The organism is Zobellia uliginosa (assembly GCF_900156625.1).
Taxonomy (GTDB): domain Bacteria; phylum Bacteroidota; class Bacteroidia; order Flavobacteriales; family Flavobacteriaceae; genus Zobellia; species Zobellia uliginosa.
In genome coordinates, this window is record NZ_FTOB01000003.1 from 168114 (window position 1) to 181049 (window position 12936).

Consider the following 12936-nt stretch of genomic DNA (forward strand, 5'->3'; position numbering starts at 1 on the left):
GCGATTATCGTATATAACCTTTAGTACTCGGAGCAACACCTGCCATACCGGCGGCGTTAAAATTAAGGTGCAAAGGTACGTTTAATTATCGAGATAGCGATTATCGGAGGAAATCTAATAATTTTTGAATGGCTAGGCCCCTGTGGCTGATACGGTTTTTGGTTTCCAAGGGAATTTCGGCAAAGGTCTTTTGGTATCCCTTGGGTTGAAATATAGGGTCATAGCCAAAACCGCCATCCCCCGTTTTTTGCAGGGTTATATGGCCTTCTACTATGCCTTCGAACATGTATTTTTTTTCGTTTAGGTTTAGGGCTATTGCTGTTTTGAAGTGTGCCGCACGGTTAGGGTGGTCTTTTAACTTGGTCAAAAGTTTGTTCATGTTGTCGTCGGCATTTTTGCCTTCACCGGAATATCTTGCGGAGAAGACCCCGGGTTCACCGTTTAACGCGTCTACTAAAAGGCCGGTATCGTCTGCAAAGCACGGTAAGCCGTAATTTTCGGTAACGTAATCGGCTTTTAGTTGGGCGTTTTCCTCTAAAGTGCTTCCGGTTTCGGGTATTTCGTCAAAACAGCCGATATCGGTCAATGAAACCAGTTCGATATGTGGGGGTACGAGTGCCTTTACCTCGTCGAGTTTGTTCTTGTTGTGCGTTGCGAAAACCAGTTTCATGTAATATTGAAATTTGAGATTGTTTTTAGTAGGATGCTTTTAGTGGGGGCAAAAATAGTAATTTTGAAAAGCTATAAATAGGTTATTATGGAGTTGAAGATACCTCCCGCGGTTGTTTTTTTGGTTTTTGCCGGTTTAATGTATTTGCTGGCTTCATTTTTGCCTTTCGGGTATTTTGATTTTTTTGGACGATATTATCTGATGGGGGTATTGTTGTTCTTTGCTGCTATAGTTGCGGCTTGGGCCCTTTTTCAATTCTTTCGGCTGCGCACTACTGTAGATCCTACGGCGCCTTCAAAGGCAAGTCGGTTGGTTCAGGGAGGTATTTTTGCCTATTCTAGAAATCCGATGTACTTGGCTTTGTTGATGGTGTTACTGGGTTGGGGTATTTGGTTGGGGAATGCGTTCAATACCTTGTTGGCGGCCGGTTTTGTAGCCTATATGAACCGATTTCAGATCATTCCTGAAGAAACGGCCCTTTTAGAGAGCTTTGGTAAGGAGTACAGGCAGTATTGTCTCAATGTTCGGAGGTGGTTTTAATATATAAGCGATATGACTTATAATTAAAAATATTAGCTTTTTGACTAATATTTTAATATATTAGCGTTTTAGCTTATATAATTATGGTAGCGATAATTACTGGAGACATCATTAATTCAGAAAACCACAACTCGTCGGAGTGGTTGGGCATTCTCAAGGCTTACCTGTCGAGACTAGGTAGTTCGCCCGTCGATTGGGAGGTCTATAGGGGCGATGAGTTTCAGTTGAAAATAGCCAAGGAAGATGCCTTGCGTGCGGCTATACATATAAAGGCCTTGATAAAAACGGTTAAGGGCTTGGATGTTCGTATGGGCATTGGTCTGGGCAGTGAGACCTTTAAGGGAATCGGAGTGAGTGAGTCTAACGGTCCGGCCTATCATAGGTCGGGTAGAACTTTTGAGTCGCTTAAAGAAGAGAAGCTTAATTTGACCATTGCTACCGGAAATGGTTTTATTGACGAGACCTTAAATCTCATGTTAAAGTTGGCGCTGCATTTTATGGATGACTGGAGCCCCGTATCGGCAGAGATTATAGTGTTGGCTTTAGATTATCCTGATGCCTCGCAAAGTGAAATTGCCGAAAGGCTACATATTCAGCAGTCGGCGGTAAGCCAACGTCAAAAACGGGCTCGTCTGGATTTGGTGCAGGAATTACTTGAGTATTATTCAAAAACCTTAAAAGAATTAAGTTAGATGGTTCTGTTCACTAAACTTTTACTGGCCCACTTGATCGGCGATTTTTTGTTGCAACCGAGTCGCTGGGTAATTCATAAGGAAGCAAATAAGGAAAAGTCGAGATACCTTTACTTACATGTTTTGCTTCACTTTGCGTTGATCATGCTGTTGGTGTGGGATTTGCAATATTGGAAAATAGCCTTGGTCATTGCGACTTCACATTATGTTATCGACTTGGCCAAATTGTACGTTGCGCCCAGGTTCAGGCTTCAAAGTGTTCCGTTCTTTTTAGATCAGGTACTTCATATCTTGGTGCTGTATTGCTGTGTGTATTACGGAAATCTGACCGAACACACCATGGCTCTTTTTCAAGGGTTGGATTGGCCTTTGGTCACCGCGATCGTATTTGTCAGTTCTCCTGCCGCGATTATCATGGGGAAGTTGTTGGAGGCCATGTCGGACAAAATTGAATTGGATCATAAATCATTGCCTAACGCCGGAAAGTATATCGGCATAATAGAGCGGTTGTTCGTTCTTATGTTCATTATTATGGGAAGGTGGGAAGCTATAGGTCTTCTGATAGGGGCTAAATCGGTTTTCAGGTTCAATGATTTAAAGGAAAGCAATAACCGTAAACTTACCGAGTATATTTTGATAGGAACCTTGTTAAGTTTCGGACTTGCCATAATTACAGGAATCATTTATGTCAATGCGTAAATTAAGGATGCGACTGCTTCTGCCTTTCGTTTTTTTGTTGTCAATGGCCACGGCGCGGTGCCAGACTAAATTTTTTACTTCTTTTGACGATACAAAAATCGCTTATACCGATGAGGGTGAGGGAAAGGTGGTTTTGCTTATTCATGGCTTTATCAATACCAAGGAATCTTGGCAGGAAACCAAACTAAAGAAACAGTTGCTGCAAGAAGGGTTTAGGGTCGTTGCCCTCGATCTTCGGGGTAATGGGGAGTCGGATAAGCCCCAGGTCAAAGAAGCTTACGATTTTGATGCCGAGGTAATGGATGTTATGTTTCTTATGCAGCACTTGCGACAAAAAAAATATATGGCCATTGGGTACTCTCGGGGCAGTATTGTTTTGGCAAAACTTTTGTTGCGCGACAAGCGGGTGAAAAAGGCGGTTTTAGGAGGTATGGGTATCGATTTTACCGACTACATGTGGCCTAGGAAAATTAAATTTATGAAAGCCTTTGCCGGAAGGGTCACCGAAGAAACGAAAGAGGCCGTAGCCTATGCGAAATCGGTAGGTGCCGACTTTAGAAGTCTCTATCTGCAACAGCGTTACCAACCGTACACCAGAAAAAGCCATTTGGCCTATGTGAAGGCCAAAGTACTGGTTATTGCGGGGGATGAGGATGTTGATAATGGTAGTCCCGAAGAACTGCATAAGGCGATTCCCAAAAGTGAATTTGTCATTGTGGAAGGTGATCATAACGCCACCTATAAAACAAAGGCCTTTTCCGAAGCCGTGGTCTCATTTTTAGATTAAACCGGCTTTCTTGCTTGGTTTCGACCGTGTTTTTTCTTTCATGGGAACATGAAATTCCCTATCAAAAAAAGCTAGATTAGTTATAGGAGTAACTTTTAGGCATTTTAGTGGACTTCGGACAGAAATAATCTTTATTTTTGTCCCTTAATTTTTTAGCAAAGCCATGGTAGAGACAGGTAGGAAATACATATTCGATTTTGATAGTACCTTAACAAGGGTCGAAGCTTTAGATGTGCTGGCCGAAATGACCTTGGAAGGCAAGTCGGATCGAGACGAAATCGTTCGTCGTATTCAGGAGATTACAAATTTGGGAATTGATGGCGATATATCGTTTACCGAATCATTGGAGCAACGTATAAAGTTGTTGAACGCCCATAAAGACGATTTAGGCCCCCTAGTAGAAGAGCTACGTCATAAGATATCGAAGTCTATTGCTGCCAATAAAGATTTTTTCGAGAAATTTTCAGATGATATTTATGTGATTTCTTGTGGATTCAAAGAGTTTATCGATCCTATCGTTAAAGAGTACAATATTCCGTCAGAAAGGGTTTATGCCAATACCTTTGAATTTGATGAAGAAGGGAATATTGTAGGGTTTGATTCAAAAAACGTATTTTCGCAGCATAACGGAAAAATTGAATGTCTTAAGCAAATGAACCTTGAAGGTGAGGTTCAGGTTATTGGTGACGGCTATAGCGATTATGTGATGCGCGAAGCCGGAATTGCCGATAAATTCTTTGCTTATACCGAAAATGTACATCGCGAAAAAGCAGCCCAGAACGCTGACTATATAACTCCTAATATGGATGAATTTTTATTTGTGAACGATTTGCCACGTAATATATCATACCCAAAGAACAGAATCAAGATATTGCTTCTTGAAAATGTCCACCCAGCCGCTTTTAAGAATTTATCTGAAGAAGGATTTTCGGTAGAACTTGTTAAACACAGTATACCGGAAGACGAACTGATAGAGAGAATAAAGGGGGTGCATGTACTGGGTATTCGCTCTAAAACACAAGTGACCCAAAAGGTATTGGATGCGGCCGACAAACTTATGGTAGTCGGTGCGTTTTGTATCGGTACTACCCAGATAGATTTGCAGTACGCCAAGAAAAAGGGGGTGGTAGTGTTCAATGCGCCGTATAGCAACACCCGTTCCGTGGTCGAGTTGGCCATTGGTGAGATCATCATGTTAATGCGAAGTGTTTTTGCCAGAAGTAGTGAGATCCACAGCGGACAATGGCAAAAAACGGCCGAAGGGTCAAGGGAAGTACGCGGTAAGAATCTAGGAATTGTCGGCTATGGTAATATAGGGAAACAACTTTCTATTTTGGCGGAAGCCGTAGGTATGCGTGTTTATTATTACGACGTTGACGATAAACTGTCAATGGGTAATGCTAAGAAATGCAATACCTTAGAAGATTTATTGAATGTTTCCGATGTAGTTACCCTACATATCGATGATAACAAGGCCAATAAGAATTTTATCGGCGAGCGTGAAATAAGCCAGATGAGAAATGGTGCCATGCTCATTAACTTGTCAAGAGGCTTTGTTGTCGATATCGATGCCTTGGCCAATGCCTTGAAATCAGGTAAACTTGCCGGTGCCGCTATAGATGTATACCCAGAAGAGCCTCGTAGCAACGGTGAATTTTATACGCCGCTTCAAGGTTTGAAAAATGTAATACTTACGCCCCATGTTGGTGGTAGTACCGAAGAAGCGCAACGCGATATTGCCGATTTCGTTCCGAACAAGATTATGGATTATATCAATTCAGGTAATACTGTTGATGCAGTGAACTTCCCGAATATCCGTTTGCCAAAACAACGGAACGCACACCGTTTCTTGCATATACACAAGAATGTACCGGGTATCATGGCTAATATTAATGAGGTATTGGCTAAATACGGCTTGAATATCTCTGGTCAATATTTGTCAACGGATAGCGAGGTAGGCTACGTGATTACCGATTTGGATAAAGAATACAATAAAGATGTTATCAAAGCACTTAAAAAAGTAGAGAACACTATCAAGTTTAGGGTTTTATACTAGTCGACGATACAAATGTGATATAAAAAACGGCTCTCTTTTACGAGGGCCGTTTTTATTTTTTATTGGTGGTGGTAGGGTTCGTTCCGTAAAATGGTGAAGGCTCGATAGACTTGCTCGACCACGAACAGGCGTACCATCTGGTGAGAAAAAGTCATTTTAGACAGGCTTATTTTTCCCTTGGCCTTGGCGTAAACTTCAGGACTGAAGCCATAAGGACCACCGATTACGAATACGAGCTGTTTTAGGCCTGAATTCATTTTCTTTTGTAAATAGGTAGAAAATTCTATCGAAGAATATTGTTTTCCATTTTCGTCCAAAAGAATCAGCGCATCGGTCGGGCCGAGCTTTTTTAAGATCAGCTCGCCTTCTTTTTCTTTTTGTTGGGCTTCCGAGAGGTTTTTTGCGTTTTTTATGTCGGGTATGATATCAAGTTCAAATTTTACATAGTGCTTTAGTCTGTTCTCGTACTCCGATATGAGCTGTAATAGGGACTTACTATCCGTTTTTCCTATTGCTATAAGTTTTATGGTCATGGGGCAAATATAATTTGAAATAATAAATTTCAAGAATAGGATGTGTGGCAATACAAATAAATAAGCCTTGGGGCAAGGTCAATAAACCCCGAACAATTTACTAATTTAGCTTTAAGTAAAATTCCAAGCATGATTTCCGAAGAACAGTTTCAAAAAGAAATAGATAATATTATAGCAAATGCCATTCGAGAAGATGTGGGCGATGGTGACCATAGCTCCTTGGCCTGTATTCCCGATACGGCTACGGGGAAGGCGAAGTTGTTGGTGAAAGATGAAGGCATTATTGCGGGTGTGGATTTTGCCAAGCAGGTTTTTAAGTACGTAGATGCCGATATGGAGGTGGAAACACTGATAAATGATGGTTCGCCGGTGAAATATGGGGATATTGTCTTTTATGTTTCCGGAAGGTCCCAAAGTATTTTGAAAGCAGAGCGCTTGGTTTTGAACGCCATGCAGCGCATGAGTGCTATTGCCACCAAAACAAATTCCTTTGTTAAGTTATTGGAAGGTACGGGTACTAAAATTTTGGATACCCGAAAGACTACGCCGGGTATTCGTGCATTGGAGAAATGGGCCGTTAAGATAGGCGGGGGTGAAAACCATAGGTTTGCCCTTTACGATATGATTATGCTCAAGGATAACCATATTGATTTTGCCGGGGGAATTGCCAAGGCCATTCAAAAAACGAAAGACTATTTGCGGGAAACCGGCCGAGATCTAAAAATAATAGTAGAGGCACGCGATTTGGATGAAATAAAACAAATTCTAGAGGCCGGAGGGGTATATCGCATTCTTATCGATAACTTTAATTATGAAGATACACGCAAGGCCGTTGCTATGATAGGTGATAGCTGTTTGACCGAGTCGTCTGGAGGTATAAATGAAGATACCCTTCGTAAGTATGCCGAGTGTGGGGTAAACTATATTTCTTCTGGAGCGCTTACCCATTCGGTGTTTAATAAGGATTTAAGCTTAAAAGCGGTATAAATGTCGCAAGAGATAGAAGAGAAAATCGACAAAATCCCTATAATCAATTGGTTGGCGCTCTTTTTTAAGGGGGTCAAGCTACCTGGATTTGAAGGGCTATCTCTGTACGACTTATTGGAAATGTATATCCATGGCATCATTCAAGGTGCCATTTCAACACGGGCCAGTTCTATTGCATTTAGCCTGTTTTTGGCGTTATTTCCCTTGTTGATATTTCTAATTACCCTAATCCCTTTTATCTTGCCCTATGTGAGTGTGGGTAATGAAAATTTCGATTCCCAGTTCTTGCTCTTTTTGGAATCTTTTTTGCCCTCGGCTACGAGTGACTATTTTGGGGAGATTTACCAGCAGATCAAAGATCAAAAACAGGGAGGACTCTTATCTTCCGCTTTTTTCTTCTCCATTTTTTTAATGGCCAATGGGGTCAATGCCATCTTTGGGGGCTTTGAGAATTCATACCATGTAGAGTTGACACGAAATTTCTTCCGTCAGTATATCTATGCCCTTATGGTGGGGTTGATTTTGTCGATATTACTGATCGTTGGGGCTGTGGTCTATGGTTATTTCGAATTGTATATAATTGATTACCTTAGTGTATGGGCGGCTAAAACTAGGGGGTACGACCTCACCCAGAACGATATTGTCGGTGCGAAAATAGGTAAAGTGCTGTTTTTTGTTCTGTTGTCGTATTTTACCACGGCTATATTGTATTATTTCGGGACTACCGAGGGTAGGCACGCCCGATTTTTTTCGGTTGGGGCGCTTATGACCACTTTGTTGTTCATGTTGACCTCCTATCTATTTGGGGTTTATGTTGAAAAATTTGCCAGATACAACGAATTATATGGAGCTTTGGGAGGTTTGTTGATTCTTATGGTATATATCTGGTTAAATTCCAATATATTGCTGCTGGGGTTCGAGCTTAATGCTTCGTTGAACTCGTTAAGAAAAACATATACTAAGAAATGAGTACGAACGCAATTTTAAGTTTTTTTATATTTTTTATCATGCTATGCCCAATGGGGCGGTCACAAGGGGTTTTCGGTAAATGGAAGACTATTGATGACCGTACGGGCAAGCCAAAGGCGATCATAGAGATTTATGAAGAGGATGGGAAGATGCACGGAAAAGTGATTGAAATAGTGGAAGAGGGGAAGGAGAATTTTGTGTGTACCAAATGCGAAGGGGACCTAAAAGATAAGCCTGTATTGGGCATGACTATAATTGAAGGGGCGGAGCACCATGGAAACGGTGTCTATAAAGGGGATAGGTTATTTGACCCCCAGCAGGCCATGACCTTCAGATGTAAAATCTGGCTTAACCCCGATAATCCTGATGAACTCAAAGTAAGGGGCTACTTGGCCTTTATTTATCGCACCCAGACTTGGATTCGTGTCGACGAGTAGAATTCCAAATAGAGTATGCAGCATTTTATCGATGTAATCTTACCGATTCCTTTAGAGAAACTTTTTACCTATGCCGTTTCCGAAGAAGAGGCGGAATTTTTACGCCCCGGTATGCGGGTGGGGGTTCCCTTTGGTAAATCTAAAATTTATACGGGTTTAGTGCACCAGGTGCATACCGATGCACCAAAGCTTTATGAGGCGAAGGAAATCGATCGTATACTTGATGAGCATCCTATTGTAAATGCGGTTCAACTTAAACACTGGCAGTGGATCGCGGATTACTATATGTGTACTATTGGTGAGGTGTTCCGAAGTGCGGTGCCCGGTGCATTTTTATTGGAGAGCGAAACCCTTATTCTTCGCAATGATAAGGAAGAGGTAGATGAGTCTACTTTGCAGGATGATGAATTCTTGGTGTACGAGGCCTTGCAGCATCAATCGGTGTTAAAGGTGCAAGAGGTAAGTGCTATTGTCGACCGAAAGAATATCTTGCCCGTATTGAACCGGCTTATAGCAAAGAATGTCGTTCTTTTGAAAGAGGAAATGTACGAGCAGTACAAGCCTAAACTCGTACGGTACGTAAAGTTGGGGAAAGAATATCTCGAAGAAGCGAAATTGGAAGCCCTTTTGGCTGATCTGTCGCGGGCCCCTAAGCAAAGCCAGGTCGTGTTGTCCCTCTTTCAGTTGCAGGCTACCAGTAAGAAACCGATCAAGGTCACTGAACTCGAAAACGTAAGTGGGGGCTCAAAATCGGTTATAAAGTCGCTTGTCAACAAAGGTGTTTTAGAAGAGTATTTTATAAGGACTGACCGCGTTAACTATGAAGGGGGCGAGGGCGGTGAGCTCAAGGCTTTGAACGAATACCAGCAAAAGGCCTTTGATGATATTTCCCAAAGTTTTAAAGAGGATAAGGTTACCCTGTTGCACGGGGTTACATCTTCGGGGAAAACCGAGGTCTATGTACGGTTGATAGAGGAGTGTGTTCAAAGAGGGCAACAGGCCCTGTATCTCTTGCCGGAAATAGCGTTGACAACCCAGTTGATTTCACGTTTACAAGAATATTTTGGCGAACTGGTCTCGGTCTTTCATTCTAAGTATAGTGTTCAAGAGCGGGTGGAAGTGTATAATAATGTCCTGTTAAAGGAAAACAAGGCCCAGATTGTGATTGGGGCGCGTTCGGCGTTGTTCTTGCCTTTCTCCGATTTGGGCCTGATCATTGTAGATGAAGAGCACGAGAGTTCGTTCAAGCAGTTTGATCCCGCACCGAGATACCACGCAAGGGATGCGGCCGTAGTTCTGGCCAAACTGCACAAGTCCAATATTTTATTGGGGTCCGCTACGCCCAGTATAGAGAGTTTTTACAATGCGAAAATCGGGAAGTACGGCTATGCCGAGATCAGTCGGCGTTATGGCAATGTGCTTATGCCCGATATAGAATTGGTGGATTTAAAGGAGCAGAGCCGAAAACGCCGGATGAAGGGCCATTTTTCGGAGCGGTTGTTTCTCGGTATACAAGAAGCCCTTGAGGCTGGGGAGCAGGTTATACTGTTCCAGAACAGAAGAGGGTATGCGCCTATAGTGGAATGTACTACCTGTGGTCATTCCCCACAGTGTCCTAACTGTGATGTCAGCTTAACGTATCACCAGTATAAAAAGCAATTGAGGTGTCATTATTGCGGCTACCATATGGCACTCCAAGAGAGTTGTCAGGCGTGTGGAAGCCCTACGTTGGACACAAAGGGCTTTGGGACCGAACAGGTGGAGAAAGAGCTGGAAACCTTGTTCCCTGACGCCAAGACGTGGCGTATGGACTTAGATACGACCCGGGGCAAGCATGGTTATGAAAAAATCATTACTGCTTTTGAGCAGCGGGAAATGGATATTCTTGTAGGTACCCAAATGTTGACGAAGGGCTTGGATTTTAGAAACGTGAGCTTGGTGGGTATTATGAATGCCGACTCATTGTTGAATTTTCCAGATTACCGGGCTCATGAGCGTTGCTTTCAACTGTTGACCCAAGTGGCGGGTCGTGCAGGGCGAACCAAGAAAAGGGGCAAGGTTTTGATACAGAGTTATAATCCCTACCATCAGATACTTCAGCAAGTGTCTACCCATGATTATGGGACCATGTTCAAAGAACAGTTGTACGAACGTGAGCAATATAAATATCCGCCCAACAATCGGGTTATTCGCATTACTTTTAAACATAAGGAATACAATAGGCTGAACGAGGCCACCGAGTGGTTTGCCAAAGCGTTGCGAACCACATTGGGGGGTAATGTACTCGGTCCTGAATACCCACCGGTGGCACGGGTGCGCAATCTGTATTTGAAGAATGTGCTGATAAAGATACCGCATGCCCAATCGGCGGTAAAGACCAAGGCGGCTATCAAAAGAATTGAGAAGTCCTTTCATTCCGTCGGTCAATACCGCAGTGTACGGGTAATATACAATGTGGACCATATTTAATGGGATAGCAAAAAAAATCCCGAACATTGAAAACTGTTCGGGACTGATATTTTAAAAAGTAGAAGTGCTAGACATTGCTCAGTGCTTCTGCCAATTCGGTCTTCTTGTTCCTACTAAGAGGAATGGACCTTCCACTAACTTCAACGTTTTTACTGTTGAATTTTTCTATTTTCTCTAAATTCACAATATACGATTTGTGAATACGAAGGAATTTGTCTTCCGGTAATTGTTGCTCAAATGATTTCATGGTAGACAAAATAACGATGTTCGCTTCGTCGGTCACCAATTTTATATAGTCGCCAAGGGCTTCTATCCATTTGATATCGTTCAAGATTACCTTACGCTTCTTAAGGTTGCTTTTGACAAAAATATGTTCTTCGTCTTCCTGTACCTGGTTCATTTGCTCGTATTTGGCAACAGCTCTTTTTACGGAGGCATCAAATCGGGCAAGTGTAATAGGTTTGTGCGAATAATCGGTTACATCGTAATCGAATGCCTTTAGGGCGTAATCGGGTTTACCGGTGATCAAAATTACTTGCGGACTGTTTTCTAGCGATTCGAGTAGGTCGAATCCACTAATAATAGGCATTTCAACATCAAGAAAAATAAGATCGATCTCGTTGTTCTTAATACCATTTTTGGCTTCGATCGCATTACTGTATTCGGCCACCATAGCAAGGTTGGGATGGCTGTTTACCAGTTTCGCGACCGCCATTCGCTGCATGGACGAATCGTCTACGATAATACTTCTTAATTTCATAAATTGGGTCGATTTGTGGGGTTAAATCATCGACAAAATACTAAAAAATCGGTCGAAAATACAACATTGTTGTAAACTTGGCCTCCTTTTTTGTGTTATTTGCAATGACATTAGGTTAAGATTTGGTTATGTAAGATTTTAGGTTTATCAATCTATAACGAAGAAATTTCCATTTTCTTGTAAAGTCTCATAAATATTCTTATTTTTGCGATCCTAAAAAATATACATTTATGAACCATTACGAAACTGTTTTCATTTTGAATCCCGTGCTTTCTGATGATCAGATAGCGGAAACAGTTAAGAAATTTGAGGATTTCTTAATTAAGAATGGCGCCAAAATGGTCTCCAAAGAAAATTGGGGGCTTAAAAAATTGGCCTATGCCATACAGCACAAAAAGAGTGGGTTTTACCACTTGTTCGAATTTACCGCTCCTGGTGAAGTCATTACTCCTTACGAACAAGAGTTCAAAAGGGATGAGCGTATCATGCGCTTCTTGACGGTTAAACTGGACAAGCACGCTATTGAGTGGGCTGAGAAAAGAAGAACAAGGTTAAAAGCTAAAGCTTAAGGAATTATGGCAACATTACAACAACAGGCAAAAGGAAAAAAAGACGGTGAAATCCGTTATTTGACCCCATTGAACATTGAGACCAATACTAAAAAGAAGTATTGCCGTTTCAAGAAATCAGGTATTAAATATATCGATTACAAAGACGCGGACTTTTTAATGAAGTTGGTAAACGAGCAAGGTAAATTGTTACCTAGAAGACTTACCGGTACTTCTTTGAAATACCAACGCAAAGTGGCTCAAGCGGTCAAAAGAGCACGTCATTTGGCTTTGATGCCGTACGTAGGCGATCTATTAAAATAAATTTAAGGCAAGATGGAACTTATACTAAAACAAGACGTAGAGCATTTAGGCTTTAAAGATGATATCGTAGACGTAAAGAATGGCTACGGAAGAAATTACCTTATTCCAAGAGGTTTGGCTACTATGGCTACACCTTCTGCAAAAAAGGTATTGGAAGAGAACTTGAAACAAAGAGCTCACAAAGAGAAGAAAATTGTTGACGCGGCCACTAAAACTGCTGAAGCGCTTAAGGCTCTAGAGATGAAGATTTCTGCCAAGACTGGTGCAGCCGACAAATTGTTCGGTTCTGTTACTACCATTGATCTTGCTGAAGCCCTTGAAAAAGAAGGTCACAGTATTGATAAGAAATTTATCAGCATTCAAGGTGGTGCCGTTAAGCGTACTGGTCCTTATAATGCACAAATAAGATTGCACAGGGAAGTAATTGTAGATTTCCCTTTCGAGGTGGTTGCCGACAAGAAATAA

Annotated in this window: 15 protein-coding genes; 12 read left to right on the top strand and 3 right to left on the bottom strand. The window is 41.9% G+C overall.

Annotation, left to right across the window (positions count from 1 at the left end):
- Window positions 1–100: 100 nt before the first annotated feature.
- Window positions 101–670: a non-canonical purine NTP diphosphatase gene (locus BW980_RS09240; RefSeq protein WP_076454955.1), complete on the bottom strand. Its 570-nt coding sequence runs from the start codon at window positions 668–670 to the stop codon at window positions 101–103.
- 87 nt (window positions 671–757) lie between these two features.
- On the opposite strand from BW980_RS09240, the gene BW980_RS09245 reads away from it, so the two are divergent.
- From BW980_RS09245 to serA, 5 genes are all read left to right on the top strand, one after another.
- The gene (locus BW980_RS09245) at window positions 758–1210 is read left to right on the top strand and encodes a methyltransferase family protein (protein ID WP_076454956.1); all 453 of its coding nucleotides are present in this window, start codon (window positions 758–760) and stop codon (window positions 1208–1210) included.
- A gap of 83 nt (window positions 1211–1293) precedes the next feature.
- Window positions 1294–1902: a SatD family protein gene (locus BW980_RS09250; RefSeq protein WP_076454957.1), complete on the top strand. Its 609-nt coding sequence runs from the start codon at window positions 1294–1296 to the stop codon at window positions 1900–1902.
- Window positions 1903–2601: a DUF3307 domain-containing protein gene (locus tag BW980_RS09255; RefSeq protein ID WP_076454958.1), complete on the top strand. Its 699-nt coding sequence runs from the start codon at window positions 1903–1905 to the stop codon at window positions 2599–2601.
- Window positions 2588–3388 carry an alpha/beta fold hydrolase gene (locus tag BW980_RS09260; protein ID WP_245800019.1) on the top strand — a complete coding sequence of 267 codons (801 nt, stop codon included), beginning with the start codon at window positions 2588–2590 and terminating at the stop codon, window positions 3386–3388. The genes BW980_RS09255 and BW980_RS09260 overlap by 14 nt, the downstream gene beginning before the upstream one ends.
- Window positions 3389–3551: 163 nt before the next feature.
- Window positions 3552–5444 carry a phosphoglycerate dehydrogenase gene (gene serA, locus BW980_RS09265; RefSeq protein ID WP_076454960.1) on the top strand — a complete coding sequence of 631 codons (1893 nt, stop codon included), beginning with the start codon at window positions 3552–3554 and terminating at the stop codon, window positions 5442–5444.
- A 59-nt stretch (window positions 5445–5503) separates the two neighbouring features.
- On the opposite strand, the gene rlmH is transcribed toward serA, so the two are convergent.
- Entirely contained in the window at window positions 5504–5977 is a 474-nt protein-coding gene (gene rlmH, locus BW980_RS09270) for a 23S rRNA (pseudouridine(1915)-N(3))-methyltransferase RlmH (RefSeq protein ID WP_076454961.1), read from the bottom strand.
- Between the two features lie 129 nt (window positions 5978–6106).
- Between rlmH and nadC the strand changes: the two genes are divergently transcribed.
- From nadC to priA, 4 genes are read left to right on the top strand one after another with little or no spacing between them, the layout of a single operon-like run.
- The gene (gene nadC / locus BW980_RS09275; protein ID WP_076454962.1) at window positions 6107–6964 is read left to right on the top strand and encodes a carboxylating nicotinate-nucleotide diphosphorylase; all 858 of its coding nucleotides are present in this window, start codon (window positions 6107–6109) and stop codon (window positions 6962–6964) included.
- Window positions 6965–7933 (top strand): YihY/virulence factor BrkB family protein, encoded by a 969-nt coding sequence (locus BW980_RS09280; RefSeq protein ID WP_076454963.1) that lies wholly within the window; start codon window positions 6965–6967, stop codon window positions 7931–7933. It abuts the gene before it with no gap.
- Window positions 7930–8370 (top strand): DUF2147 domain-containing protein, encoded by a 441-nt coding sequence (locus tag BW980_RS09285; protein WP_076454964.1) that lies wholly within the window; start codon window positions 7930–7932, stop codon window positions 8368–8370. The genes BW980_RS09280 and BW980_RS09285 overlap by 4 nt, the downstream gene beginning before the upstream one ends.
- A 15-nt stretch (window positions 8371–8385) precedes the next feature.
- Window positions 8386–10839 carry a replication restart helicase PriA gene (gene priA, locus BW980_RS09290; RefSeq protein ID WP_076454965.1) on the top strand — a complete coding sequence of 818 codons (2454 nt, stop codon included), beginning with the start codon at window positions 8386–8388 and terminating at the stop codon, window positions 10837–10839.
- A 67-nt stretch (window positions 10840–10906) separates the two neighbouring features.
- On the opposite strand, the gene BW980_RS09295 is transcribed toward priA, so the two are convergent.
- A complete protein-coding gene (locus BW980_RS09295; protein ID WP_076454966.1) occupies window positions 10907–11599 on the bottom strand; it encodes a LytR/AlgR family response regulator transcription factor in 693 nt (230 codons plus the stop codon).
- A gap of 230 nt (window positions 11600–11829) precedes the next feature.
- On the opposite strand from BW980_RS09295, the gene rpsF reads away from it, so the two are divergent.
- From rpsF to rplI, 3 genes are read left to right on the top strand one after another with little or no spacing between them, the layout of a single operon-like run.
- The gene (gene rpsF / locus BW980_RS09300) at window positions 11830–12168 is read left to right on the top strand and encodes a 30S ribosomal protein S6 (protein ID WP_013991413.1); all 339 of its coding nucleotides are present in this window, start codon (window positions 11830–11832) and stop codon (window positions 12166–12168) included.
- A 6-nt stretch (window positions 12169–12174) separates the two neighbouring features.
- Complete coding sequence (gene rpsR, locus BW980_RS09305) at window positions 12175–12471, top strand: 30S ribosomal protein S18 (protein WP_013991412.1); 297 nt, start codon at window positions 12175–12177, stop codon at window positions 12469–12471.
- 12 nt (window positions 12472–12483) lie between these two features.
- On the top strand, window positions 12484–12936 hold the full coding sequence (rplI, locus tag BW980_RS09310; RefSeq protein WP_076454967.1) for a 50S ribosomal protein L9: 453 nt from the start codon (window positions 12484–12486) through the stop codon (window positions 12934–12936).

Coding starts and splice junctions, on each gene's coding strand:
- BW980_RS09240 (WP_076454955.1), bottom strand. CDS start 670: ATGAAACTGGTTTTCGCAACGCACAACAAGAACAAACTCGACGAGGTA.
- BW980_RS09245 (WP_076454956.1), top strand. CDS start 758: ATGGAGTTGAAGATACCTCCCGCGGTTGTTTTTTTGGTTTTTGCCGGT.
- BW980_RS09250 (WP_076454957.1), top strand. CDS start 1,294: ATGGTAGCGATAATTACTGGAGACATCATTAATTCAGAAAACCACAAC.
- BW980_RS09255 (WP_076454958.1), top strand. CDS start 1,903: ATGGTTCTGTTCACTAAACTTTTACTGGCCCACTTGATCGGCGATTTT.
- BW980_RS09260 (WP_245800019.1), top strand. CDS start 2,588: ATGTCAATGCGTAAATTAAGGATGCGACTGCTTCTGCCTTTCGTTTTT.
- serA (WP_076454960.1), top strand. CDS start 3,552: ATGGTAGAGACAGGTAGGAAATACATATTCGATTTTGATAGTACCTTA.
- rlmH (WP_076454961.1), bottom strand. CDS start 5,977: ATGACCATAAAACTTATAGCAATAGGAAAAACGGATAGTAAGTCCCTA.
- nadC (WP_076454962.1), top strand. CDS start 6,107: ATGATTTCCGAAGAACAGTTTCAAAAAGAAATAGATAATATTATAGCA.
- BW980_RS09280 (WP_076454963.1), top strand. CDS start 6,965: ATGTCGCAAGAGATAGAAGAGAAAATCGACAAAATCCCTATAATCAAT.
- BW980_RS09285 (WP_076454964.1), top strand. CDS start 7,930: ATGAGTACGAACGCAATTTTAAGTTTTTTTATATTTTTTATCATGCTA.
- priA (WP_076454965.1), top strand. CDS start 8,386: ATGCAGCATTTTATCGATGTAATCTTACCGATTCCTTTAGAGAAACTT.
- BW980_RS09295 (WP_076454966.1), bottom strand. CDS start 11,599: ATGAAATTAAGAAGTATTATCGTAGACGATTCGTCCATGCAGCGAATG.
- rpsF (WP_013991413.1), top strand. CDS start 11,830: ATGAACCATTACGAAACTGTTTTCATTTTGAATCCCGTGCTTTCTGAT.
- rpsR (WP_013991412.1), top strand. CDS start 12,175: ATGGCAACATTACAACAACAGGCAAAAGGAAAAAAAGACGGTGAAATC.
- rplI (WP_076454967.1), top strand. CDS start 12,484: ATGGAACTTATACTAAAACAAGACGTAGAGCATTTAGGCTTTAAAGAT.